General features: G+C 61.4%; 12 protein-coding genes. 4 read left to right on the top strand and 8 right to left on the bottom strand.

Translation table 11 applies throughout. From position 1 onward, the window contains the following. Window positions 1-78: 78 nt before the first annotated feature. Entirely contained in the window at window positions 79-660 is a 582-nt protein-coding gene (rdgB, locus tag IPJ76_04335) for an RdgB/HAM1 family non-canonical purine NTP pyrophosphatase (protein ID QQR87460.1), read from the top strand. Window positions 661-700: 40 nt separating this feature from the next. Then, the gene (locus IPJ76_04330; protein QQR87459.1) at window positions 701-1,864 is read left to right on the top strand and encodes a hypothetical protein; all 1,164 of its coding nucleotides are present in this window, start codon (window positions 701-703) and stop codon (window positions 1,862-1,864) included. A 4-nt stretch (window positions 1,865-1,868) separates the two neighbouring features. Here the strand turns inward: IPJ76_04330 and IPJ76_04325 are convergent, their stop codons facing one another. The 5 genes from IPJ76_04325 to IPJ76_04305 are packed head-to-tail and all read right to left on the bottom strand — an operon-like array spanning window position 1,869 to window position 6,801. Next, window positions 1,869-3,281 (bottom strand): glycosyltransferase family 39 protein, encoded by a 1,413-nt coding sequence (locus IPJ76_04325; GenBank protein ID QQR87458.1) that lies wholly within the window; start codon window positions 3,279-3,281, stop codon window positions 1,869-1,871. Continuing rightward, complete coding sequence (locus tag IPJ76_04320) at window positions 3,278-4,012, bottom strand: glycosyltransferase family 2 protein (protein ID QQR87457.1); 735 nt, start codon at window positions 4,010-4,012, stop codon at window positions 3,278-3,280. The genes IPJ76_04325 and IPJ76_04320 overlap by 4 nt, the downstream gene beginning before the upstream one ends. Next, entirely contained in the window at window positions 4,009-4,656 is a 648-nt protein-coding gene (locus tag IPJ76_04315) for a class I SAM-dependent methyltransferase (GenBank protein ID QQR87456.1), read from the bottom strand. The genes IPJ76_04320 and IPJ76_04315 overlap by 4 nt, the downstream gene beginning before the upstream one ends. Further along, window positions 4,653-5,720 (bottom strand): NAD-dependent epimerase/dehydratase family protein, encoded by a 1,068-nt coding sequence (locus IPJ76_04310; protein QQR87455.1) that lies wholly within the window; start codon window positions 5,718-5,720, stop codon window positions 4,653-4,655. Before IPJ76_04310 ends, IPJ76_04315 begins: the two co-directional genes overlap by 4 nt. 10 nt (window positions 5,721-5,730) lie before the next feature. After that, a complete protein-coding gene (locus tag IPJ76_04305) occupies window positions 5,731-6,801 on the bottom strand; it encodes an NAD-dependent epimerase/dehydratase family protein (GenBank protein QQR87454.1) in 1,071 nt (356 codons plus the stop codon). Window positions 6,802-6,855: 54 nt separating this feature from the next. On the opposite strand from IPJ76_04305, the gene IPJ76_04300 reads away from it, so the two are divergent. Next, window positions 6,856-8,361 (top strand): AAA family ATPase, encoded by a 1,506-nt coding sequence (locus tag IPJ76_04300; GenBank protein ID QQR87453.1) that lies wholly within the window; start codon window positions 6,856-6,858, stop codon window positions 8,359-8,361. Here IPJ76_04300 and IPJ76_04295 read toward each other — a convergent pair. The 3 genes from IPJ76_04295 to IPJ76_04285 are packed head-to-tail and all read right to left on the bottom strand — an operon-like array spanning window position 8,327 to window position 19,657. Continuing rightward, window positions 8,327-9,175, bottom strand: coding sequence for a 4'-phosphopantetheinyl transferase superfamily protein (locus IPJ76_04295; protein ID QQR87452.1), 849 nt, complete (start codon window positions 9,173-9,175; stop codon window positions 8,327-8,329). The genes IPJ76_04300 and IPJ76_04295 overlap by 35 nt on opposite strands. Window position 9,176: 1 nt before the next feature. Then, window positions 9,177-13,130 (bottom strand): amino acid adenylation domain-containing protein, encoded by a 3,954-nt coding sequence (locus IPJ76_04290; GenBank protein QQR87451.1) that lies wholly within the window; start codon window positions 13,128-13,130, stop codon window positions 9,177-9,179. Further along, entirely contained in the window at window positions 13,130-19,657 is a 6,528-nt protein-coding gene (locus IPJ76_04285) for an amino acid adenylation domain-containing protein (GenBank protein QQR87450.1), read from the bottom strand. The genes IPJ76_04290 and IPJ76_04285 overlap by 1 nt, the downstream gene beginning before the upstream one ends. A 266-nt stretch (window positions 19,658-19,923) precedes the next feature. Between IPJ76_04285 and IPJ76_04280 the strand changes: the two genes are divergently transcribed. Further along, window positions 19,924-26,130: a thrombospondin type 3 repeat-containing protein gene (locus tag IPJ76_04280; GenBank protein QQR88518.1), complete on the top strand. Its 6,207-nt coding sequence runs from the start codon at window positions 19,924-19,926 to the stop codon at window positions 26,128-26,130. The last annotated feature ends 23 nt before the right edge of the window (window positions 26,131-26,153 follow it).

Raw genomic sequence — 26,153 nt, 5'->3', positions numbered from 1 at the left:
TCCGGTTCCGAGGCAAGTATAGTCACCGTGCTGCTCAACGGAGGGGCCACGTACTCGCCGATTAGCTTGCCCACCCAAATGGAACTCATTGTTTGCACGAACAATGCCGGGAAGCTGGCCGAACTGCGCGCCCTACTGCCAGGGACCTTCACGCTTTTGACCCTCCCCGAAGCGGGCATCATGGAGGAAGTGCCGGAAACCGGGCTCACCTTGGAGGCGAACGCGTTGCAAAAAGCGAGGTACGTGCACGAGCGCACCGGTGTGGCCTGCGTCGCTGACGATACCGGTCTTGAGGTGGATGCGCTGGACGGTGCGCCCGGTGTGTTCAGCGCACGGTACGCCGGTCCAGCGCGCGATGCCATCGCGAACATGCACAAACTGCTCAAGGAGCTTGGCGAAAGGACCGATCGAGGTGCACGGTTCCGCACGTGCATCGCCTACATAGGTATCGGCGGTGCCGAACGCACGTTCGAAGGAGAAGTCCGCGGAACCATCACAACTGAACCGCGGGGCACCGGTGGCTTCGGTTACGACCCTGTGTTCCTGCCCCATATGAGCGACCTCACCTTCGCCGAGCTGCCCATCGAAAAGAAGAACGCGATCAGCCATCGGGCCCAAGCGGTTTGGAGATTGGCCCAGGCGCTCTCGGAAAGCCCCTGACACGGGCCGAATGACTTCCTTTGGCCGAAGTCCTGTACTCATGATCGAGTTCGATGTGACCCTCAGTAGGTGGCGGCAAGCGATGGAGCGCTCAGTGAGCGGTGAGCGTTGGCGGTTGAAGTGGACTTTCATCCTCTTCGGGCTGGCCTTGTTCTGCCACTTTCCGCACTACAACTACCTGGCGGGGCACCTTTCGGGCACGGAGATCAACCCAAGGTGGGATGCGATCATGGAGCAGGCCACGGCGCCGCTCACCTTCCACCGGTTCGAGGACGATCCGACCTCGCACTTGGAGAAGATCGCATTCCGCTTGACGGTGCCGGCGCTGTCATACTTCACCGGCCTGGGGCCATTGGGTTTGTTCGTGCTGCAGAACATCCTTGGCCTGGTCCTGGTCTGGGCCACGATGGGCCTTGTTGCCCGCCGGACCGGCGATCGGCTTTCAGCGCTGATGTTCAGTGGGCTGCTGGTGTTCAGCTATGCGGGTGCGGCGTTCTTTTTCGACCTGTGGGGCATGCTGGATTGTTACGGCTATTTCCTGCTGTTCTGGGTGCTCTTCGCCGAACGTGCGTGGCTGATCGCAGTGTGTGCTTTCCTGGCGGCGTTCACCGACGAACGCGCGTGCCTGGCGTTGTTGGTCGGTGCCATGTACCATGCTACGGTCCCCTCGGCCTCCGGAGGGTTCCGCTTGAACCCCGGCATGAGATCTTTGGCGTGCATTGCCGGCATGGTGGCCTACGTCGGCGCAAGGCTCGCGCTGGTGCGGTGGGGTGGTTTTGTCACCGGCCAAAAGCACTTGGGCCTTTTGCCTTTCCTGAGCCAATTGGACCAAGTGGCCTGGGGCGTCTGGTCAGGGTTCGAGGGAGCGTGGTTGCTCATCGCGGCCTTCTTCGTCGCGCTGTGGGCCACGGGTCACCGTATGCTCTCGATCGGCTACTCGGCGACCTTCGGACTGGTTGCAGCGGCGGCCATCGCCGTGTGGGATGTCACGCGGAGCATGGCCTTCGGCTTCATCCTGTTGTATCCCGCGGTCTTCACGCTGGCCACATTGATCGGTATACGCCGCACGCGCGTGATCCTGTTCTTCGCGTTGGCTGTTTGCCTGATCCATCCGATGTACTTCACGTTCGGCGATGCCATCGTCATTCCTGTGGACCCTGTGCCCATCCGGGCGCTCCATGTACTGGAGATGATGCTCAAGTGAACATTCAGGGCCGACCGGTCGAGGCCGCGCTGTTCCGACGAGCAAACCATTTCACCAGTGCCAAGGCGATCAGTGCCATCATCAGCATGCGAACGGGTATGGTGTAGCGCGATTGGATGTGCGCAGGGATGTGGATGAGCCCGAAATAGACGCACAGCAACAAGGGGGTGAGCCACTTCTTCCAAAGGCCCTTGTCACGGAGCAATGCCCAAGGCACCAGTAACACGGCCATTAGGAACATGACCAGCGTGAGCAGGAACGGATACAGCTGCGCCACCTTGCCTACCATCGATGCCCCTTGGAACTTGTCCATTTGCACTCCCGTCACCCACATGCGCACAGCGGTGTACGCTGAGTGCAGGAACGTGTATCCGGGTTTCTCCTTCACGTTGCGCAGAGTGGCTTCCTTCAGCAAGCGCTCGCGCTCAAGCGTATAGCGCGAGTTGAACGACTTGAAGAGGTTGCGGTTCTCCTCCCGCGCAGCCAGCATGAGCGTGTCGGTGGAGTTCATCAGCGGGGCTACCGCACTGTCGATGGTGCGCCATTCCGCATCAAACGCCTCGACTTCCGCAGGTACCTGCTCCGGTGGAACGAAGTCCACCATTTCCACGCTGGCGAAGTTGCCCCAGTACCAGTTCTCCGTGTGTCCAGGGATGCGCCCTGTCCACCATCCGAAGTGCAGCACACCCGCGCCGCCTTCGATGGGCGTAACGCTGTAGACACCGTGGTTCCGCAGGCTCCAAAGACCATAGGGTACCGTGGTCGCAACAAAGGTGACAAGGAACACGGCCAATGGTGCCAGCACCGCACGGCGCCGATCGGACCACCAAACCACCGCGGCCCAGACGAAGGGCAGGTAGAGCAAGGGGCTACGGCATTGGAACGCAGCGCCCAACAGCAGGCCCATGAGCACCGCGCGGCCCGGCCCAAGCTGCCCTGCTGTGGCCACATGCATGAACGCAGTGACGAAGAAGAGGGTGAGCGTCTCCGCGAACAAACTGGTGTTGTAGAACGCGATGTTGATGCTCGGCAACAGCAGCAGCAGGAACACCGTCACTGCCGCACGGCTACCACCAAGGCGTTGGATCAGTTTCACCGTCCAGAACACGGACAAACAATAGAGCAGCGTTTGAACGATCTGAACAGGCACCAAGCTCTTGGAGAAGATCCGGAACAAGGCCAGGAAGACCGGATAGCCTGGGTTGCGCAACGTGTCGGGCACATCCACGGGCAGTTGCCACCACATGGAGTACTCGCCGTGCAGCAGCCCATCGGCCAAGGCCTGGTAGGTGTACAGGTCGCCGCCGTGCGGTTCGCGATAGGCGATGAACATGCCCACGACGGCCAGGATGTTCAGGACGACCAACGCTGGGATCAGCAGCGGATGTCGACCCAAAGCGATGAACCCCGCTTTCATGGCTTCTTGCGGAAGTCGCCCCTCGAAAAGTGCTTTTCGATGAGGCAGTAAAGCAGGATGAAAAAGTACCGGCTGCCCATTTCCTTGATCTTCAACTTGCTTTCGCCCGCTTTCCGGTTGTGCCAGCTATTGGGCAGCACCGTGTACGTGTAGCCACGCACGATGGCCTTCAGCGGCAGTTCGAGCGTGAGGTTGAAATGCGGCGACATGAGCGGTTGCAGACCCTCGATGGTTTCGCGCTTGTACAGTTTGAAGGCATTGGTGCAATCGTTGTACTTCAGTCCGAAGGTGATGCGCACCAAGTTGTTCGCCATACGGTTGATCCACCGCTTGACCAAGGGATAGTCGTACACCTTGCCGCCCATGCTCCAGCGGGTGCCGAACACACAGTCGAACCCCTCGTCCATCTTCCGGTTGAACCTCACCAGATCGTCCGGCGAGTCGCTCAGGTCGGCCATCACCACGGCCACACGATCGCCTTTGAAGTTGGCCAGGCCGCACCGCACCGCGTACCCGTATCCGCCGGGCCCGTGGTTCTCCACCACGCGCAGGGTGGTGATGGTGCGTTGCAGTTCCGTGAGCACTTCGGCCGTTCGGTCGCGGCTATGGTCGTTCACCACGAGCAGTTCGTGCGCGATCCCTTCGGCGCTGAGCTTGGTGTAAAGCGCTTCGAGGGTGGGCGAAATGCTGCCCTCCTCGTTGTGCGCGGGGATCACTACACTGAGCATCACTTGCGCGCTATGAGGAGGAATTGCTTGCCCAGGAACCGCCATGCCAGCGGTGTGCGCAGGAAGGTGCGCACCAACCAACGGGAAACAGGTAAGCGTCCTTTGAACGAGAACGGCAGGAACCGTGGGTGCACATGCTCCACGGTGAACCCAGCACCAATAAGGTGTTCCACAACTGCTTCTTCCGTCAGCACCACGGTATGGTCAGCGAAGTCGAAGTAGTTCTTGAAAACGTACTTGAAGTTGGGGCCCATGATGGCGATGCGTCCTCCGGGCTTCATGTGGCCGTGCATCTTGCCCAGGAAGTCGGCCACCTCGTACTGGGAGTTCAGGTGCTCGAGGAAGTTGCTCACGAAGACCCCGTCGAAGTGCGTGGCGGGAAGTTCCGCTTTCAGTGCATCGCCCACCACGAGCTGAATACCCTTTCCGGCGTGTTTCTCCAAGAATGCCCGGTTCATGTCCTGGGCCCAACGCTCGGGACTTGGCGCGTGGTTGATGTACTCGCACAACCCGGCCGCGGGATCCAGTAACACCTGGGGTTGGCCCAGCCGCTCATGCATGTACTGCGCGATCTCGTTCCACACCACCTGCCGCGACTCCGGCGTGACATTGCGGAAGCGGTGCTCGTAGATCCGGTCGAGGTTCATGAGCGTGCGCGGCTGATCATTTCGTCGTGGATCTGCACCAACGTGGTCCGCAGGTCGTACCGGTGGTCCCAGCCGGGGTAGTGCTCCTTGAAGCGGCGCAGGTCGCTGACGTACCAGATGTGGTCGCCGCTGCGGGCTAGGTCACTGTACGTGACGTTCATCTTGTTGCCGGTGATCTCCTCGCACAGGGCCATGGCCTCCATCATGCTGCAGTTGGCGAAGCGGCCACCGCCCGCGTTGTACACCTCGCCCGAGCGGGGCGCGCGGTGGAAGTGGTCGAACATCATCACCAGGTCGTCGCAGTGGATGTTGTCGCGCACCTGTTTCCCCTTGTAGCCGAAGATGGTGTAGTGCTGCTTGGTGATCGCGCACTTCATCAGGTAGCTCAGGAAGCCGTGCAGCTGCGCGCCGCTGTGCCGGGGTCCCGTCAAGCAGCCGCCGCGGAAAGTCCCGGTGCGCATGCCGAAGTAGCGCCCGTATTCCTGCACCATCACATCGGCGGCCACCTTGCTGGCCCCGAAGAGCGAGTGCTTGGTGTGGTCGATGCTCATGCGCTCGTCGATGCCTTCGGCGGCATAGGGGTGCGGCTCCTGCAGTTCCCATCGCGTTTCCAGCTCCACCAGCGGCAGTAGGTTGGGGTTGTCGCCGTACACCTTGTTGGTGCTGGTGAAGATGAAGGTGGCCTCGGGACAGTGTTGCCTTGTAAGCTCCAACAGGTTCAACGTGCCGTTGGCGTTCACCTCGAAGTCCAAGAAGGGTATCTGGGCGGCCTTGTCATGGCTGGGTTGGGCCGCCGTGTGCACGATGAGGCTAATGGACGTACCGTGCTCCTTGAACACCTTTTCCAACGCGGCGTGATCGCGGATGTCGATGTTGAGCTGCACCAGGTTGGGCGTGCGCTCCATCAGTTGCTGCGTGTTCCACTTGGTGCTCGCTTCGGCACCGAAGAACACGCTGCGCATGTCGTTGTCGATGCCGATGATCTTCTGGAAACCCGGTGCGAAGTGGTCCACTGCGGCGCTCCCGATCAGGCCACCGCTCCCGGTTATCAATGCAACGCTCATGCTCTATTGCTCAGCCGATGATGACGCGCAGTTGCTCTTCGTGTTGCCTCAGCCAGGCATAAGAATCCTCGAGGAGCGTTTGCACACTGCGGCGCGGGGCCCAGCCGGTGGCCGCTGTTACGCGCGTGTTGTCCGTGATGTAAAGCTTGATATCGCCCGGCCGGTCCTGCGCATCGCTGCCCATGGTGATGCGTTTGCCGGTGATCGCTGTGCAGAGGTCGGTGCACTCCTTCAACGTGATGGCGTTCGATGCACCACCACCTGCATTGAGCACTCGGTTGCTCACCGCCCTCATATCGCGCAGGCTCAGGCATACCAGGTCGCACAGGTCGTCGATGTGCAGCACATCGCGCACCTGCTTGCCCGCGCCACCGAAGCCGATGTAGCCGAGCGGCTGTTGCCAGTGGTGCCGTGCCAACCACAACAGCACGAAGCCTTGGTCTGTTTTCCCCATTTGCCAAGGTCCTGCGATCACACCGCAGCGGAAGATCGCGCTGTCGAACCCGTGCATGGCCGCATGCTCCTCCACCATGAGTTCGCTCGCCAGCTTGGTGGCGCCGTAGAGCGTGCGCACGCCTTGGAGCGGGAAGTCCTCGGCAATACCCTTTGCACTTGCGCCCTGTGGCGCCAGCGCTATGTCCACGGCAAAACGGTCCGTGGTTTCAGCGCACATGGCGTTGATGGGCGCCACCGGATAGACCCGGCTTGTGCTCAGGAAGATGAGCTTGGCCTTGTCGCGGGCCACCAAGGCCAGACAGTTGAGCGTGCCGACAAGATTAGTGTCCTGCACGTACTGCGCACCACCTTGATAGCCTGCCAGAACGCTGGGTTCGGCACTGCATTCCATCAAGGCGTCAATCCGCGGGAGGCCCAGCAGATCGCTCTGCACGCGTACGTCGCCGTGCACGAATTCAACACCGGCAGCCCGCAGGCGAGGCAGGTTCAGTTCGCTGCCTCTTCGCTTGAGGTTGTCCAGCGCGATCACGCGTGCCTTGGGCTCCTCGGTCTTGAGGCGCAGCGCTATGCTGCTGCCCACGAAGCCCGCACCGCCGGTGACGAGATAGCAGGGGGTGGTGGACATGGCGCGCGAATGTACCCTAGCGGCCCAACCCACAATGGGCCACAACGCTCCCGCATGCAACACCTTCGCGCCGTCATGCTCATCGCCGCACCGCTGATCGAACGCCTGGGCCATCCGCCAACGTCAGGCCAGCGCAAGGCCATTGAGGCGCTGGAGCGGCTCCTCAACAGCACACGGCCGCGCAGCACCTTGGTCCTGAAGGGCTACGCCGGAACAGGGAAGACCACCTTGGTGGGTGCGCTTGTGAAGGTGTTGCGGGAACGAGGCCATCCCGCCGTGCTGCTGGCCCCGACCGGTCGAGCTGCCAACGTACTGAGCAGCTACGCGCAGGCTCCCGCGAGCACCATCCACCGGCGTGTGTACAAGACCGAAGGCGAGGACGATGGCTATCTGGCCTTGGCCGTTGCCCGCAATAAGGACACCGACACGCTGTTCGTGGTGGATGAGGCCAGTATGATCGGCACCACAGGTGGTGGCGATCGGCTTTTCGGCGACCGCAACCTTTTGCAGGACCTGGCCGATCATGTGTTCGTGGGGCGCGGCAATAAGCTGCTTCTCATCGGCGACCCGGCGCAGTTGCCCCCCGTGGGCGACGAGCGCAGCCCGGCGCTGGACGTGGAGTTGCTCCATGAAGTGCACGACCTCACGGCAGGCAGTGTCGAGCTCACGGAAGTAGTACGCCAAGCCGATGCGAGTGGGATCCTGGTGAATGCAACGGCACTGCGCGGTGTGCTAGCCCGGTACAACGAAGGGGAGGAGAAGGTGGTGCCGGTGTTCCAGTTGAACGAAGCTCCAAGTGACAAGGCTCAAACTTCAAGCTTCAATCGGGCGGTGCTCTTCGAGGATGTAGTGCGGGTTGAGGGGCATGATCTCCAGGACGCGTTGGAGAGCGCATACGGTCGTGGTGGTGTTGACAGCGTGTGCCTCATCTGCCGTAGCAACAAGCGGGCTTACCTGTTCAATCAGCAGGTGCGTGCGCGTATCCAAGGGTACGAGGAAGAACTCTGCGCAGGCGACCGCCTCATGGTGGTGAAGAACAACTACTACTGGGCCACACCGGCCAACGGCAAAGGCAAGCCCGAGCTCATTGCCAACGGGGAAACCGTGGAAGTGCTTGCGGTGAAGGGGCTCGAAGAGAAACACGGCTTCCGCTTCGCGCGATTGGACATCGCGTGGCAGAACGGGCAAGAGCGCCGCGAACTGGAAGTGATGGTGCTGCTTGACGTGCTCACTGCGGAAACGCCGGCATTGCCTTCACCTCGCATGAAGGAACTGGCCAATGCCGTGCTGATGAACATCGTGTCGCGCAACCGTCGTGAGCGTTTCAAGGCCTTGCAGGATGATCCTTACGTGAACGCACTACAGGTGAAGTACGCCTATGCAGTGACCTGTCACAAAGCGCAGGGAGGCCAGTGGCCAACCGTCTTCGTGGACCAGGGCTACGTGACCGAGGAGATGATCAATGCGGAGTACGTGCGTTGGTTGTACACCGCAGTCACCCGAGCCAGCGAAAAGCTCTACCTGCTCAATTTCCATCCCCGGTTCTTCGGGGAGGAATGAGGGCAAGCGGTCGTTCGATGGAAGAAGCCACACTGATCACATGCGATGTGCCTAGTGCGAACGTGCTGATGTGGTATTGCGCCGCCGCCATCCGGATGAACTCTTCGTGGGCAATGTGGATCTCGTGCATGCCGTCCTGCACGCGCAGCACTTTCAAGTCGTCCATGATGCCCACGCCGCTGGCCTTAAGAACGGCCTCTTTCCTCGTCCAGAACTCCAGAAAGCGCCGTTTCCCGGCATCTTCTCCCTTAGCCGCGCGTTCCGCCCTTTGAAGCTTGAAGTTTGAAGCTTGGGCCTTGAAGCTTGGTTCTTGAACCTTGGCACTTGACACTTGGGCCTTGTCACTTGCCCTCTCCATCTCCCGCACTTCCTCCGGCGTGAAGTAATGCTCCGCAACGCGCTCATGGTCCACCCGGCGCTCCATGGTTTCCAGGTCCACGCCCAGTTCCTCCGGTCCGATGCCGATCAGCACGGCGTCTTTCGTGTCGCTGAAGTTGAAGTGGAAGTCCGCGCCGTTCATGGAAGGTTTGCCGAACGGTCCACGTGTGAAGTCAATGCTGGTGGCAGGAACCCCGGAAGCAGCTGACAATACCTCACGCATGAACCCGTGCCCGAGCACATAGCGCAGCCGGTCCTTGTCGTGCACGAAACGGGCGGCTCGGTCGCGTTCGTGCCGGTCGAGCAGGGCTTCCAGTTCATGTTGCCTCTGTGACAAGTCCTCCAGCGTCGCGAAGTGGAGCGTGATGCCGTTGCTTGGGGAACCGCTCGGGGGCGCATCAATACCGCGGCAATGGAGCACCAGCTTGCGCGCCATCCTACACGGCCTCCACGGCCCGCTTGCTCACCACCAGATCGATGGCACTGCCGAGCTCCGCGCTCAATGCCCGCACGTCGGGTTCCTTGATCATGCTGTAGTGGTCGCCCGGCACGTTGCGGATGTCCACGTGCTTGCTCCACTGCTTCCACCCCATGTCCTGCGCACCGATGCTGTCCTTGGCCTTGAAGATGGTGATGGTGCCATCGTAGGGCTGCGCACGATAGTCGCGGATGGCTTCGTCGTACGTATCGATGATGTAGAAGTGGCGGAGCTTCGGCGGCAGCAGTTTGCCCTGGCGCTGGTAGAAGCGCACGGCGCGGCGCATGAAGGCCTTGCGGATACCGTCCCATGGTTTGGCCTCCTGCTGCATCACCTTCATGAACTCCATCGGGTCGTACGTGTCGAACAGTGCAAGCAGAGCTACTTCCTCCCCGGACTTCCGCAGCTGTTGCGCCATCTCGTACGCCACGATGCCCCCGAAGCTGTAACCGCCCAGCAAATAGGGGCCATTGGGCCGCACCGTGCGCAGTTCATTGATGAAGTGCGACGCGATGTCCGGCACTTTGGTGAAGCGGATCGGTTTGCCGTCCTCGCCCTGGTGGAAGAACGCGTAGAACGGTTGGTCGTTCCCGAGATAGCGCGGCAGAAAGTGGTTCGCCTCGTCCCCGTGCACACAGAAGAACGGGATCGCATTGCCGTTGGGCTGTATAGCGCTGAGGTTGGTCCAAGGAACGGTGGTCCCACCATCCTGCAGCAGCTTGGCCATGCCCGCGATGGTGGGCGCCTGGAAGAGCGCCTTCAGCGACATGCCCTTGCCGTGCTGCTGTTCCACTTTGGCCAGGAGTTGGATGCCGATGAGCGAGTGGCCGCCGAGGTCGAAGAAGTTGTCGTGAACGCCGATGTTCTCCACGCCTAGCAATTCGTTCCACACGTCCGCCAGCATGCGCTCTACATGGTCGCGGGGTGCCACGTGCTGTGCGCGCATGGTCTGCGTGCGGAAGGTGGGTGCAGGAAGCGCCTTCTTGTCCACTTTGCCGTTCGGGTTCAAGGGTAACTCAGGCATCACAACGAACGCGCTGGGCAGCATGTGCTCGGGCAAACGGTCGTGCAGTTGTTCGCGGAGCTCGGCCAATAGCTTCTCCTGCGCCATGTTGTCCGAGAGGAGATCGGGTCCGCCCTGCGGAACGATGTATGCGACCAGCTGCTTCTCGCCAGGCATGTCGGTGCGGCAGATCACCACACGGTCCTTCACTTGCGCATGGCCGTCCATGGCTGCTTCGATCTCGCCTAGTTCGATGCGGAAGCCGCGCACTTTCACTTGTCCGTCGGCGCGCCCAATGAACTCGATGGTGCCGTCCGGCAGCCAACGCACGATGTCGCCCGTGCGATAGAGCTTGGCGTTATTGCCGTCGCCGAACGGGTCGTGCACGAATTTCTCGACCGTCAGTTCGGGCTTGTTCCAGTAGCCCAGCGCCACGCCTTCGCCACCGGCGTACAACTCCCCCTTCTGGCCGATGGCCACAGGCTGCATGGCGTCGTTAAGGACGTGGACCCGCGTTTCGTTGATCGGTTTCCCGATGGGTACGCTGTTACCGATCGCCTTCTCGTCGTCAATGGCATGGCAACAGGTGAAGGTGGTGTTCTCCGTCGGTCCATACCCGTTGATGAGCACGCCGGGGCCGAGCACCTTCAACGCACGCTTTACGTGAGGCACACTGAGCACGTCCCCGCCCGTGAGGATGTGCTTCAGCCCACGCAGTCCGTCCAGATGGTCGTCCACGAGCAGGTTGAAGAGCCCAGCCGTGAACCAAACGGCCGTGATATTGTGCTCTTTGATGCACTCCGTGACTTCCGTGAGCGTTGGCTTCTGCTGTGGTTGCAACACGAGTTTGCCGCCGTTCAGCAAAGCGCCCCAGATCTCCAACGTACTGGCGTCAAAGCTGATGTTGCTGAGCTGCAGGAACACCTGGTGCGGACCGAACGGAAGGAAATTCTGGTCGCGCACCAAGCGCGAAACCGCCCGGTGCGGAACCACTACGCCTTTCGGTTTGCCCGTGCTGCCGCTGGTGTACATGATGTACGCGGCATCATCGGCGCTCACGGCGACGGTCGCCGCCGCTGCCGCACTGCCCGTAAGATCCTCCATCACCAGGATGGACGCGCCTTTGCCCGGTAGCTGATCGCGAAGGTGACGCTGCGTGAAGAGCACGCGGACTTGTGTGTCCTCAAGCATGTACTGCAACCTGTCTTCGGGATAGGCCGGGTCGAAGGGGACGAAACAGCCGCCGGCGCGGAGGATGCCGATCATGGCCGCCACCATGTCGAAGCTGCGGTCGGTACAGAGCCCAACGGGTTCACCAGGTTTCACACCGAGGCTGGACAAATGGGCAGCGAACACATCGGCCCGGGCGGCCAGGTCGCGATAGGAGAACCGTTCGGATCCGAGCTGTACCGCAGTCTTGTTACCGTGGGCGCGCACGGTATCATCGAACAAAGCGGTGATGCTGCGTTGGGCGCCCGATGACCGGCCGACCCATTCATTTGGAGGTAATGGGCCATCGGGCTGCGCGGCGTCGATATCGATGAGCTGACCGATGAGCACGGTCGGTTCCTTGCTCACCCTGGCAATGATGATCTCCAGCTCGGCCATCCAGCCGCGCACAGTGGAGGCATCGAACAGGTCCGTGTTGTAGCTCCATTCCAGTACCAGGCGTTCCTCATTGCCCGTGGCGTTAAGGAAGAGCTCGAAGTTCTCGAAGCGGCGCGGATTGCTGATGAAGCGGTGCGAGAGCCCATGGAACGCAACACCGTCGTCCATGTTCATGTCGATGTTGAACACGACCGGAACAAGGGGAATGCGCCCTGGTTCGCGGGGAACGTTCAGTTTGCGCACCAGCGTGCCGAAGGTGTAGCGCTGGTTCTCGAACGCGTCGAGGACCGCCGTGCGGCGTTTGCGCAGATGCTCGTTGAACGGTGTTTCATCCGCGATGCGGCTCCGCAGTGCGAGCAGATTGACGCAATGACCGACCAGGTGCTTCATGCCGAGGTCGCTCTGGCCCGCGGCGGGCAGGCCGCACACCACGTCACCATCGCCGGTGAGCTTGTACAGCAACGTTTCGAAAGTGGTGAGCAGGGTGGTCACGAAACTGCTGCCATTGCGGACCGCGACTTCCTTCAGTCCGCGCACCAGTTCGGGCCGCAGTTCGAGGTCCACGCGGTTGCCTTTGTAAGTCTTCTGCCTCGGGCGTGGACGATCCGTGGGCAGTTCCATGCGCGGCACTGTGCCCTTGTACGCGTCGAGCCAGAACTTCTCCGTTGCGGCATGTTCCGCGCTGCGCTGGAATTCGAGCTGCGCGAGAGCGTACGCACTGAAAGGCACGGCCTCGGCAAGGTCAGGAGCCGTGCCTTGCGCCCGGGCGCTGTAGAGCGCGGCCACGTCGGCCATGATGATGCCGAGGCTCCAGCCGTCGCATATGACATGGTGGCCCGTGAGACGAAGTAGGTGCTGGTCTGAGGCCAGCCGCACGAGGGAAGCGCGGAACAATGGGCCGTTCATCAGGTCGAACGGCTTAGTCATGTCCTCATCCGCCAAGCGCTTCAGCTCAGTTTCGGCGCCTTCCCCAGCATCTGCAAGGTCGATGAACGTCACATCGATGGTCGTTTCCGCCATCACGATCATGCGAAGCCCGGAAGCGTCGCACACGGCGCGCAACCCCTCGTGCCTTGCAGCAAGGGCCTGCACGGCCCCGGTGATCGCTCCAACGTTCAAATGTCCCTCCAGGCGCAGGCTGACGCTTTCGTTGTAGGCACAGCTGGCATCGTCGCCCATCAGGCTCGCCGCAAAGACCTCGCGTTGCGCTTCGGTCGTGGGCACGGTATGCGTGATGGACGGGCCCGCGAACGGGTCGTGCTCCACAGGGACGTAGCGTGTATCGGTGGTGAACTTCTCCATCAGGCTTCCTCTTCGATCATCAGGTATTTCCCTTTGCGCTGCGGGTCCGGCACGAACCACGCGGCTTCGCCCTTGGCGGACCGGCCCAGGCGCGCGCCCTGCACCGGTGGTTCATTGGCATGCACCACGCGTTCGCGGCGCGCGGCCAAACCCTCGCTCAAGGTGCGGTTCACCGTGGCGATGGGGTAGGTACGGTGCGGCATGAATCCCGAAGCACGCAGATCAGCGCACGTCTTCTCAATGGCTTCGATGATGTGGTCGATGTCCTCCTCGGTATGCGCAGTGGTGATGAAGCTGGGGAAGTCGAGCACGTGCACGCCGTGGTAGCGCATCAGCATGAAGTACAGTTCGGTGTAGCTCACGCTCTCGTCGTACTTCACCTTGAAGGCGCTGCCGAAGTTCACGTACCAGAAGGGCACCTGTTCCCGTTCGAAGACCGCGTTCGCGCGGCGCACGAGGTCTTCCGTCATTTCGTTCAATCGTTCCTGCAGGGCCGGTCCCTGTTCCTTCATGTGCAGCAGCACCGCCTTCGCTGCAGCCAGGGTAAGCGGGTGCCGCACGAAGGTGCCTGCGAAGTAGGTGACGCCCGCCTCCGGAACGCTGTCATCGCCGAACTGCCAGTGCCCGCCATCGAGCGCGTCCATCCAGTGGCTGCTGCCCATCATCGCACCAATGGGCATTCCGCCACCGATGACCTTGCCATAGGTGGCGATGTCTGCTTTGATGCCGAAGAGCGCTTGAGCGCCACCAGGATGAGTGCGGAAGCCGGTGATCACTTCGTCGAAGATCAACGCGGCTCCGTGCTGTTTCGTGATCTCGCGCACCTCGCGCAGGAAATCCACCGGACGGAATTCCATGCGGCGGCTCTGCACCGGCTCCACCAGAACGGCGGCGGCTTCATGGCAGCGCTGGCGGATGATCTCCAGGCTTTCCGGCGTGCCATAGTCGAGCACGAGCATGTTCTGCACGGCCTCGGGCATGATGCCAGGAGCGGCCGGGTAGCTCTTCTTGCTCTTCGATCCGCGGATGATCACTTCGTCGTTGATACCGTGGTAGCTACCGGCGAAGGAGATGATGAGGCTGCGACCGGTCACAGTGCGCGCCATGCGCATGGCGCCGAGCACGGCCTCGCTCCCTGTGTTGCAGACGGCAGCGCGCTCCAGCCCGCTCAGTTCGCACAGCAGGTCGCTCACTTCGGCGGCCAGCGGATGCATGGGACCGATCTCGATGCTGCGGTCCAATTGCAGGTGCGTGGCCTGCCGGATGAAGTCCGGCATGTAGCCGAACATGCTCGACCCGAAACCGCTGAGGATGTCGATGTACTCGTTGCCATCGATGTCCCACAGGTGGCAGCCTTTGCTGCGGTCCACCACCACTTGGTACACGAGTTCCTTCAGCTGTGGTTTGAAGCCGGTCACCACGCGCGGATCGGCCATCGTTCTGCGATGCGCTTGGGTGAAGGCCTTGCTCTTCGGTGTCTTGGCCACGTACCGTTCAACGAAGTCGTTGTACCAAGCCCGTTGCTCAGGCGTGAAGTCGTCCACCTTCTCCTTCACGATGCGCGCCTGTGCGCCGAAGACCTTCTTCAGCTCGGGGGCGTCTTCCACGGCGTTCAGGGTCCCACCGGCGTCCTCGCCGGTGGTTTTTCCTGCACCCCCAGCGGTCTTTTGCGCACCACCACCGAGGACACCGGTTGGACCTTGGGACCAATGCGGAAGGATGTGGTCAGCGAGCTTGTCGAGGTTAGCTAGGTCTTCGTTCAGTTGCCGGAACGAGATCTTCACCCCGAACTTCTTGCTCAACGAGGTGGCGACCTGCGTGAGGAAGAGTGAATCGAGGCCCATCTCCAGGAAGGTCTCCTCGTTGCTCGCTTCGGCAAGTTCAAGGCCGGAGCTCTCTTCCAAGAGGTTCTTGATCTGTTGGACCAGTTGGTCCTTTGGGCTTAGGCTGGGGTCCGCATCCGAGGCAGTTTGCATGGACGGGATGGACGCGTTATCGCGTCCATCCCGTCCATGTGCGGCTTGAACAGCAACCGGATCCACCCAGTGGCGGATCCGCTCGAAGGCATAGGTCGGCATCGAGATGCGGCAACGCTCCTCGCGCTCGTAGAACTTGTTCCGGTCGATCAGCACACCGCTCTGCCATAGACCACCCACGGCCTTCAGCAATTGCGTCAACTCGTTGCCGTTGCCTGCGGAATCACCCAGAGAAGGGACCGCAGCTTGTTTCTTGCTGTCGCTGCTTTGTTGGCGGGCGAGTGTCGTTGCGGTCGTGCGAGGGCCCACTTCGAGCATCACGCGGTCGGCATCGCTCCACGCGAGTTTCACAGCTTGCGCGAAACGCACGGTGGCACGCAGGTGATCGCTCCAGTACTTCGATGAGGTCGCCTCGTCGTCCTTCAGCCACTCCGCGGTCACGGTGCTGACGATGGGGATGCGCGGTGCGCTCAGCTTTACGCTTTCCACAACCTTCTTGTAAGGCTCTACGATGGCATCCATCATGGGGCTGTGGAAGGCGTGGCTGGTCACGAGCAATTTGCATGTGATGCCTTCCTCCTCCAGCTCAGTTTGGAACTTGGAGATGGCTTCGTGCGGACCACTGGCCACGCACAATTGCGGACCGTTGTTCGCGGCGATGCTGCATCCTTCCGGTAGGCGCTTCACCACGTCCTCTTCCGCCGTGCGGATGCTGAGCATGCTGCCACCGGGCAGTTCCTGCATCATGCGGCCGCGGTTGGCCACCAGCTTCACGGCATCTTCCAGCGAGAACACACCGGCCAGGCAGCCTGCGGCGAATTCACCGATGCTGTGGCCCATCATCGCATCCGGCGTGATGCCCCAATGCATCCACAGCTTCGCGAGGCTGTAGTGCATGGTGAACAGCGAGGCCTGTGTGTAGATGGTCTGTTTCAGTTGTTCTGCGGCCTTCTCCTCGGCCGCCGTAGCTTCAGCAGAGGTGGCCTCTTCACCGGCCTTCGGGAAGATGATGTCGCGGAGTGAAGTGCCAAACTCCTTCGAGAAGAGGTCGCAGCAACGGTCGAAGTGGTCTTTGAAGACGGGTTCGCTCTCGCAGAGATCCCGGCCCATGTTCACGTATTGCGAACCCTGGCCGGGGAACATGAACACCACGCCAGGCGCGGCTTCGTGCAATTCGCGCGTGCCGATCAGGTTGGTGTCTTTGTTGGCGATGGCTTCCATCAACTCGCCATGACTTCCACCCACGATCAAGCGGCGGTGCTTGAAGTGACGACGTCCGATCTGAAGCGTGTAGGCCGCATCGGCCAGGGAAGACTTCGGATGCGTTTCGAGCCAGTTGCGGAGGTTGTCCGTCATGGCATCGAGGCTGGCCTTGCTCTTCGCGCTGAGCAGGAGGAGTTGTTTGCTACGTGAAGCGCTCGAAGCCTTGGCCACTGGCGGCTCCGCGAGGATCACGTGCGCGTTCGTTCCACCCACACCGAAAGAGGAAACGCCTGCGATGCGCGGAGTTCCTGTGCGCGGCCAAGCGATGTTCTCGTTGGCCACGCGGAACGGTGAATTGGCGAAGTCGATGGCTGGGTTCGGTGTCTCGAAGCCCACGTTCGCCGGGATCACTTCCTCGCGCAGCGCCAGAGCGGTCTTGATCACGCCCGCAGCACCAGCTGCCGGCGTCAAGTGACCGATATTGCTCTTGATGGAGCCGATCACGCAGTGGTGCCCGTTGGTCTTGCCTCCGAACGCGAGCGTCAATGCTTCCACCTCTATCGGGTCGCCGAGCGGTGTCGCGGTACCATGTGTTTCCACATAGGTGATCTCGCTCGGGCTCACGCCCCCATCGGCCTGAGCCATGGCGATCACCTCAGCTTGTCCACGCACGCTGGGTGCGGTGAAGCTGGCTTTTTCGCTACCGTCGTTGTTCAGCGCGGCGCCTTTGATGGTGGCGTAGATCTGGTCGTTGTCACGGATGGCATCTTCGAGACGTTTCAGTACGATGATGCCTGTACCGTCGCTGAAGCTGGTGCCCTTTCCGTTTGCGTCGAAGGTGCGCGTGCTGCCGTCAGGGCTGTACATGCCGCCCTCGTTGTACACGATGCCGCTGTTGAAGGGCACCGTGAGCGCGATGCCACCTGCCAGCGCCATGTCGCATTCGCCATCGCGCAGCGCCTTGAATGCTTGTGCGATCGCAACGAGCGAGGTGCTGCACGCCGTGTGGATACTCAACGCCGGTCCACGGAGATCGAACTCGAATGCGAGACGCGTGGCGATGTAGTCCTTCTCGTTGGCCGTCATCACCGCGAAGTCGCCGACCTGTTCGATGAGCTCGGGATGGCCGATGACATTGCGCGTGAAGTAGGTGTTGTTGCCCATGCCGGCGTACACGCCGATCAGTCCAGCGAACTGTGCCGGATCATAGGCGGCATCTTCCAGCGCGGCCCAGGCCGTTTCCAGGAACACCCGTTGCTGCGGGTCCATCAGCGCCGCCACCTTGGGGTTCACGCCGAAGAAGCCATGGTCGAACTTGTCGGCATCGGTTATGACGCCGCGCGCCTTCACGTAGTCGGGGTCGTTGCGCAGCTCGGCGGGGATGCTCGGGTCGAGTTCGTCCACCGTCCACGTGCTGATGCTGTTCTTCTTCTCGAGCAGGTTCTTCCACAGCTGCTCCACGTTCTCCGCACCAGGGAAACGACCGCTCATGCCGATGATCGCAACGTCACCCTTTTCGGAACCACCTGCGGCGGCCTTGCGGGCCTTGGCCATTTCAGATGGATCGATGGCACCTGCATCACCTTCCAGGTACGCGGCACAAGCGCGCACGGTGGGGTGTTGGTAAAGCTTCACGATCGGCAGCTTCAGGCCGTGGCCTTCCAACTGCGCCACGCACTGGATGCTCAGCAGCGAGTTGCCACCGAGGTCAAAGAAGTTGTCGTCGATGCCCACGCGGTCAATGCCGAGCAGATCGGCCCACACGTTGGCGAGGGTCTTTTGGGCGCTGGTCGAAGGAGCGGCGTAGGCGACGTCCAGGTCCGGACGTTTCACATCTGGCGCAGGCAAGGCCTTGCGATCGATCTTGCCGCTCGGCGTGCGCGGTAATTCCTTCACGGCCACAAAGGCGGAAGGCTGCATATAGTCGGGCAGGAGGGAGGCGAGGTGCTTGCGCAGCTCGTTGGTGCTCAGTTCGCTTTTCGCGACGTAGTAGCCGATCAGGCGCTTCAGCCCCGGACGGTCTTCGCGCACGTTGGCCACGGCTTGCTCCACCGCGGGATGCTTCTCCATGGCCACTTCCACTTCACCGAGTTCGATGCGGTATCCACGCACCTTCACCTGGCCATCGATGCGGCCTTTATAGTCGATCTCGCCATTGGGTAGTTCAGCAGCGCGATCGCCGGTCTTGTACAGCCGACCACCGGGAATGAACGGATCCGCGAGGAAACGTTCGGCCGTGAGGTCATCGCGACCGATGTAGCCTTTGGCCACACACGCGCCGCCGAGATAGAGTTCTCCTTCCTCACCCTTCTTCACCGGCTTCATCTGCTCATCGAGCACGTAGAGCTTCACGTTGTCGATGGCCTTGCCGATGTTAGGCAGCGCAGGCCAGGTGGAAGGATCTCCTTTCAGTTCAAGTTCGCTCACCACGTGGCCCTCTGTCGGCCCGTATTGGTTGCAGAAGCGACAGCCCGGAAGCTGCTTGAAGAGGTTCGCAATGGCTGGCGTGATCTTCAGTTGCTCTCCGCTCGTGAAGACTTCCTTCAGTGAAGTAGGTACTTCTCCGGTGCGTTCAACGGCTTCGGCCAAGTACTGAAGAGCCACAAACGGCACAATGATGCGGTTGATCTTCTGTGCGATGATCTTGCGCAGTAGCTGGGTACTGTTCAGTCGGTCCTCATCAGTGATCAACACCAGTGTTCCTCCTTGGGCGAACGTGGTGAAGAGTTCCTGGAAGCTGACGTCGAAGCTGATGGGGGCGAACTGCAGAGTGCGATCACCTTCCTTCACCACCGAAGTGCGCAGTTGCCACTCGATCAAGTTCAGCAACGGTGCGTGGTGCATGGCCACGCCCTTGGGCCGGCCGGTGCTTCCACTGGTGAAGAGCACGTAGCAGAGATCGGACGCCTCGCTGCGCGGAAATGCGGTCGGGGGCTTTGCAACGGTCTGCTTCAGGTCATCAACGATGAGCTTTGGCGCTTCCGAGGAGATGAACAGTCCGACATGCTGCCGTTGCGCGATGACCGCCGACGGGCGAGCATCCTCCAACATCAGGGCGATGCGGTCAGCGGGGTAGGAAGTATCGAACGGGACATATCCAGCGCCGGCCCGCAAAGCCGCCAATACCGCAACAACGAGGTCTGACGACCGGTCAACCGCGATAGCCACCAGGCTGTTGGGCTGCACCCCGGCGCTCAACACGCGCGCGGCCCAATGGTCCACCTCAGCGAGCAGTGCGCCGTACGTGAAGGTCCGGTCGCCGTCGATCAGCGCTATGTCGTTCGGGCGCGTGTTGGCCGTGTGGAGCAGGAGGTCGAGGACGGTGGACTTGCGGGGCGTTTGATCCATGGAAAAATTCAAAGCTGCCGGTGGGGTCGGCGGGCGGGTTCAACGATGTAACCGGGCATGGGTTCCAACGGCACGCACCGGCACCACGAAGTAACAGGGTCCATCGTGTGCCCCTCGGGTTTCTCCGGGTATTTATCCACGTCCGTCGCTGGTCTTTGTGGATTTGTCGAACCGGGCCGTGGTGCAGGTGTTTATGGGCCCGCGACCGGTCAATTACGGGCCTGGGCGCGCGCGACCGACAGGCTAGCTTTGGCGCCCTTTTGAAAATGAGGAAGTTCACGGTGCTTTTCCTGGTCTTGTTCGCTCTGGTCGGGGCGCAGGGTGTGCGTGGCCAGACACTTGGCCACGACCGGAGCGTGCGGGTTAGCGCCACTGTTCAGTTGAACCCGCCGAGCATCACCCTTTCGTGGCTCACGCATTCCAACGTCACCGGCTACACCATCTACCGCAAGCTGAAAGGGGGCTCGAGTTGGGGTGCGGCCATGGCCTCTCTGGGAGCGGCCGCCACTACATGGACGGATGCTACAGCGCTGGTGAACACGAACTATGAATACAAGATCGTGCGCACCACCAGCAATCTGGGCATGGGCTATGGTTACGTGAACTCGGGCATCCAACTGGCCATGGTGGAGTATCGGGGCACGGTGATCATGCTGGTGGACAATACGATGGCGGTGCCGCTGGCCGTGCAGCTCACCACCACGCAGACCGACCTGGAAAACGACGGCTGGAAGGTGATCCGGCATGATGTGAGCCGCTCTGCCCTGCCGAGCGCCATAAAGCCGCTGATCGTGGCCGACTACAACGCGGACCCCACCAACGTGAAGGCGGTTCTGCTCATCGGCCACGTACCCGTACCCCGCAGCGGGAACCTGGCCCCGGACGGTCACGGGGATCACTTCGGATCCTGGGTGGCCGATGTGTACTACGGCGATGTGAACGGTACATGGACCGACAATTCGCTCATCACCACCAGTGCGAGCAACCCGGTCAACTGGAACTTCATCGGCGACGGCAAGTTCGATCAGACCACCATTCCCAGTTCCGTGGAACTGGCGGTCGGCCGCATCGACATGAACGAGATGTACATGTTCAGCCAGAGCGAGACCACACTGCTGGGCAACTACCTGAACAAGTTGCACGATTGGAAGGTGAAGGCGTGGACGGCCCAGGTCCGCGCATTGGTGGACGATAATTTCCAAGGCTACAGCGATGCCTTCAGCCAGAACGGCTGGCGTGGTTTCGCGCCGCTGGTGGGGCCGAACAACACGTTCGTGGCAGACTACTTCACCAGCTTGAACAACGGAAGCTACTTGTGGAGCTATGGTTGTGGTGGTGGTTGGCAGACGGGGTCGAACGGCGTTGGGACCACGCAGGATTTCGCCAATGGCAACCCGCAGGCGGTCTTCACTATCCTGTTCGGCAGCTACTTCGGCGATTGGGATTCGTCCGACAACTTCCTGCGCGCCGCGCTGGCGAGCGGTCGCACGCTCACCAACTTCTGGGCGGGCTATCCCAATTGGTTTTTCCACCACATGGGCATGGGCGAGACGATCGGCTACGCGACCACGCTCACCCAGAACAACGGCAACGGCCACTACGAGGTCGCAGGCTTCAATTCCGGCAGGATCCACGTGAGCTTGTTGGGCGATCCCACGTTGCGGCAAACGATCGTTGCCCCCCCGAGCAACGTGGTGGCCGTTCAGAGCGGTGCGACCAACAGCGTGATCACGTGGAACGCAAGCCCGGACGTCGTTGCCGGCTACCACGTCTATCGCTGGCAGAACAGCACGCAAACCTGGGTGCGGCGCACGCCGAACGCGGTGACCGGGCTGACGTTCACGGATGATGTCACCGGCTTGACCGGCCAGGTGAAATACATGGTGCGGGCACTGAAGTTGGAGACAACGTTCAGCGGCTCATACTGGAACCTGAGCCTCGGGTCGCGCGGCCAGTTCACCATGAGCGGTGTTACGGTCGATTGCCTCGGTGTGGTGAACGGACCGGCCATGCCGGGCACCGCTTGCAACGATGGTCTGGCCATTACTGTGAACGATACGTGGAATGCGTTGTGCCTGTGCATCGGTCAAGTGTTGGATTGTCTGGGCGTGCCGGGAGGTCCCGCTGTCCAAGGAGCACCGTGCAACGATGGCAATGCGCTCACGGGCAACGACACGTGGCAGGCCAACTGCACCTGCGTTGGTCAGCCGTTGGATTGTTCGGGTGTTCCCGGAGGAAGTGCAGTTCCGGGAAGCGCGTGCAACGATGGGAACTTTTCCACCGGTAATGACACTTGGCAAGCCAACTGCACATGCGTTGGCCTGCCGTTCGATTGCCAGGGCGTGGCGGGCGGGAATGCATGGCCCGGCAATCCGTGCGATGATGGCAATGCGCTGACGCAGAACGACACGTGGAACAACCAATGCCAGTGCGTTGGGGTGGCTGTGGACTGTCAAGGGGTGCCCGGAGGTCCGGCCCAACCTTGGACCGCCTGCGACGACGGGAACCCGAACACCGGCCTGGATACTTGGACGGCGAACTGCACGTGCGTCGGCTTCCTCATCGATTGTTTGGGCGTGCCCGGCGGAAGTGCTCAACCCGGCACTGCTTGCAACGATGGCAATGCCGCGACCGGCAACGATCTGTGGCAAGCCAACTGCACCTGCACCGGCCAGCTCATCGATTGCCTCGGTGTGCCGGGTGGAACTGCTTTGCCTGGCACCGCTTGCAACGATGGCAACCCGAACACCTTCGGGGATCAGTGGTCGGTTGTTTGCCAATGTGCCGGTACCCTTGTTGACTGCGAAGGCGTGTTCGGTGGGCCGGCCTTGCCGGGAACGCCATGTGATGACGGCAATGCGAACACCGGCAATGATCAGTACGACTTGTCTTGCCAATGCGAAGGCCAGCCCTTCGATTGCCTTGGTGTTGCAGGCGGGAACGCCATGCCTGGCATGCCCTGCGATGATGGTGACCCGCTCACCGGGAGTGATTCCTGGTCCGTTGGCTGCACCTGCGCGGGATTGCCCGTGGATTGCGCAGGCACGCCCGGCGGGAACGCTTTGCCCGGAACACCGTGCAACGATGGTTCAACTAACACCGGCAACGACACTTGGGATGCCAACTGCAATTGCCAAGGCATCCTCATCGACTGCGCGGGCGTGATCGGCGGCACAGCGGTGTACGATGATTGCGGCATCTGCAACGGCACCAATGCATGCTTGCTCGGTGCCAATACCGTATGCGTGCGTGTGAGCGCCGTGCCCGATGGCGATGCCGAAGAAAGCGACGATGGAGACGTCTTCCACAATGCGGGGACCCTTGATCTGGTGCTGGACAGCGACACGGGCAACTGGCGCGGCGATCAGACCGTTGGCCTCTGGTTCGATGGTGTGGACGTGCCACAGGGTGCGCTCATCGCAACGGCCTATGTGCAGTTCACCACCAGCGCCACGGACAACACGGCGCCCACTTCGGTGGAAGTGCGCTTGGAGAACAGCGACGACGCTGCGCCGATCAATGCAGTTCCCTTCAACCTGAGCGGCCGGCCTGTTACCAATGCCGTCAGCTGGTCGCCTGGTGTTTGGGATGCCTTGGATGAGAACGGTCTTGAACAACGCACGCCGCAGCTGGCCTCCATCGTTGGCCAAGTGGTGAACCGTGCTGGTTGGCAGAGCGGCAACGCCATGCTGGTGCGCATCACCGGTACGGGCGGGCGCAGTGCTTACCAGAGCGAGCAGGACACGGCCAAGGCAGCAGAACTGTGCATCGCATGGTTCCCCGCGGGCACCGTGTTCGACTGCTTCGGCATGCCGAACGGTCCTGCGCTACCGGGCACGCCTTGTGATGACGGCAATGCATCAACGGTGAACGATACCTACCAGGCCAACTGCCAGTGCGTTGGCCAGGTGCTCGATTGCCAGAACGTGCCCGGTGGAACTGATCTGCCGGGAACGCCATGCGATGATGGTGATGCGGCAACAGGGAATGATGTCTGGAGCGTAGACTGCGTTTGTGCAGGCCAGCTCATTGACTGCAACGGTGTGCCCGGTGGCCCTGTGCTCATCGGATCAAGCTGCGACGATGGCGACTTCCTCACGGTGAACGATGTGATCGACAGTGCATGCGTTTGCGCCGGAACGGCAGTGGATTGCGAAGGCACAGCACAAGGGAGCCAGCTCCCTGGCGTGCCGTGCGACGATGGCCACACCCTGACCGTTCAAGACACATGGGGCAACGATTGCGTGTGCGCAGGCTTGCTCATCGATTGCAACGGTGTGCCGGGAGGCGGCGCATTGGTTGATGCCTGCGGCGTTTGCGGTGGCAACAACGCTTGCATCGACAATACGATCTGCGTCACGCTGGGCGGAGCATTCAACCCCGATGCCGAAGAAGCCACCAACGGCAATATGTACGTGAACACCGGCGCCCTCGATCTCGTGTTCGACAGTTCGCCGCCGTTCTGGCGAGGCAACCAGTTGACCGGGTTGCGCTTTCAGAACGTTGCCCTGCCACCGAACGCAGTGATCGTGGATGCGCACATCCAGTTCACTGCGCGCAGTGCGATCAATGTGGATACCTGCTCGCTCTTGCTGCAAGCCCACGATGCTGATAACGCCGCGCCCATCGGTTGGACGGTGAACGACCTGTCGGCGCGAACACGCACCGCTGCAAGTGTGGCATGGGAGCCCGCGCCGTGGTTGGCGGCGAACGATCGTGGTGCCGCACAACGAAGCCCTGACTTGTCGGCCGTGGTGCAGGAACTCGTTGATCGCGCAGGATGGCAATCGGGCAATGCAATGCTGATCCTTGTCTCCGGCACAGGTGGGCGCAGCGCTTGGTCGTGGGACCAGGATCCAGCAAAGGCTGCAGAGCTGTGCATCAGCTATGCCGTCTTCAACCCCGATTGCCAAGGCATGCACAATGGACCTGCGCAACCGGGAACGCCTTGCGATGACGGGCAGGCCGGTACAGTGGATGACACTTGGGACAACGCTTGCAACTGCGAAGGGCTGCTGCTCGATTGCAACAATGTGCCCGGCGGGCCTGCCCTGCCAGGGACTGTGTGCGATGACAATGACCCGCTCACTGGCGCCGATGTGTTCGACAGCGATTGCACATGCGCCGGCTTGCCTTTGGATTGTGCAGGAGTGCCTGGTGGCAGCGGCCTGCCCGGGATGCCGTGCAACGACGGCAATGCACAAACCGGCGACGACACGTGGCAGACGGATTGTTCCTGCGCCGGACTTCCGCTGGACTGCATCGGTGTGCCGGGCGGGACAGCACTGTCGGGCGCCGCGTGCGATGATGGTGACCCCGGCACGGGTGATGACGCTTGGGATGCATCGTGCAATTGCATCGGCCTGTTGATCGATTGTGAGGGAGTGCCGGGAGGTGTTGCACTTCCGGGTTCCGCTTGCGACGATAACGACACCACCACCGGAGCGGATGAATGGACGGCGAGTTGCACATGCATCGGCCTGTTGCTCGATTGCCAGGGCGTGCCGGGCGGAAGCGCTCTGGTGGGCGCTCCGTGTGATGATGGCAACGCGAACACCGGCAACGACGAGTGGCAAAGCACCTGCACCTGTGAGGGTGAAGTCATCGACTGCATCGGTATCCCCGGTGGTAGCCAGTTGCCTGGGACCGCCTGCGACGACGGGAACAGCGCAACCGGCGCTGATGCATGGACGACGAGCTGTCAATGTGCAGGCCTGCTGATCGATTGCGCCGGCGTGCCAGGTGGTGGGGCGCTTCCGGGAACTGCTTGCAACGACAACGACCCGATGACCGGTCTCGATACCTGGAGCGCAGGTTGCATTTGCTTCGGCCAGGCTTATGACTGTGCAGGTGTGCCCGGTGGACTTGCCTTGCCGGGAACGCCATGCGACGACGGCAACACGGGAACGGGCAACGACACCTGGACTGCGAACTGCACGTGCGTCGGCATTCTCATCGACTGCAACGGCGATCTCGGTGGTACGGCGTTCATCGACGGCTGTGGCACATGCGCTGGTGGGAACACCGGCATATCCCCCGACCCTGACGGCGATGGAGACGGTGACCTTGATTGCCTGGACAACTGCCTCTCCGTGCCGAACAGCGACCAAGCGGACTTCGATACGGACAGCATCGGCAACGTGTGCGACAACTGCCCGTGGATCTTCAACCCCGGACAGGAGGACTCTGATGGGGATGGGATCGGTGATGCCTGCGCCGTGGGCATCAATGAAGGTGGGGCACTGCCTTGGTTGCAGGTGATGCCGAACCCGACAAGTGGTGAACTGCGGTTACTGTGGAACGACCATAACGCTGCTGGTATCCGGCTGTTCGATGCGACAGGCAGGCTGGTGAGGAACCATGCCTTTGACCAGGTCCTTGACCTGTCGGCCTTGTCCCAAGGGACCTATTGGTTGCTGTTGGTGGATCTCCATGGTGCACCATTGGCCAAGGCCCGCGTAGTGCGGCACTGAACTCTTTTTCCATCGTTCGGTTC

This window comes from Flavobacteriales bacterium (assembly GCA_016699575.1).
In the GTDB taxonomy this organism is placed as follows: Bacteria; Bacteroidota; Bacteroidia; order Flavobacteriales_F; family PHOS-HE28; genus PHOS-HE28.
This window is presented reverse-complemented; position numbering and strand designations above follow the sequence as displayed.

Bases quoted from the DNA above. Each gene is read 5' to 3' on its own strand.
- IPJ76_04315 (QQR87456.1), bottom strand. From the start codon at position 4,656: ATGAACCTCGACCGGATCTACGAGCACCGCTTCCGCAATGTCACGCCG.
- rdgB (QQR87460.1), top strand. From the start codon at position 79: ATGGAACTCATTGTTTGCACGAACAATGCCGGGAAGCTGGCCGAACTG.
- IPJ76_04285 (QQR87450.1), bottom strand. From the start codon at position 19,657: ATGGATCAAACGCCCCGCAAGTCCACCGTCCTCGACCTCCTGCTCCAC.
- IPJ76_04295 (QQR87452.1), bottom strand. From the start codon at position 9,175: ATGGCGCGCAAGCTGGTGCTCCATTGCCGCGGTATTGATGCGCCCCCG.
- IPJ76_04280 (QQR88518.1), top strand. From the start codon at position 19,924: ATGAGGAAGTTCACGGTGCTTTTCCTGGTCTTGTTCGCTCTGGTCGGG.
- IPJ76_04330 (QQR87459.1), top strand. From the start codon at position 701: ATGATCGAGTTCGATGTGACCCTCAGTAGGTGGCGGCAAGCGATGGAG.
- IPJ76_04290 (QQR87451.1), bottom strand. From the start codon at position 13,130: ATGGAGAAGTTCACCACCGATACACGCTACGTCCCTGTGGAGCACGAC.
- IPJ76_04305 (QQR87454.1), bottom strand. From the start codon at position 6,801: ATGTCCACCACCCCCTGCTATCTCGTCACCGGCGGTGCGGGCTTCGTG.
- IPJ76_04310 (QQR87455.1), bottom strand. From the start codon at position 5,720: ATGAGCGTTGCATTGATAACCGGGAGCGGTGGCCTGATCGGGAGCGCC.
- IPJ76_04325 (QQR87458.1), bottom strand. From the start codon at position 3,281: ATGAAAGCGGGGTTCATCGCTTTGGGTCGACATCCGCTGCTGATCCCA.
- IPJ76_04300 (QQR87453.1), top strand. From the start codon at position 6,856: ATGCAACACCTTCGCGCCGTCATGCTCATCGCCGCACCGCTGATCGAA.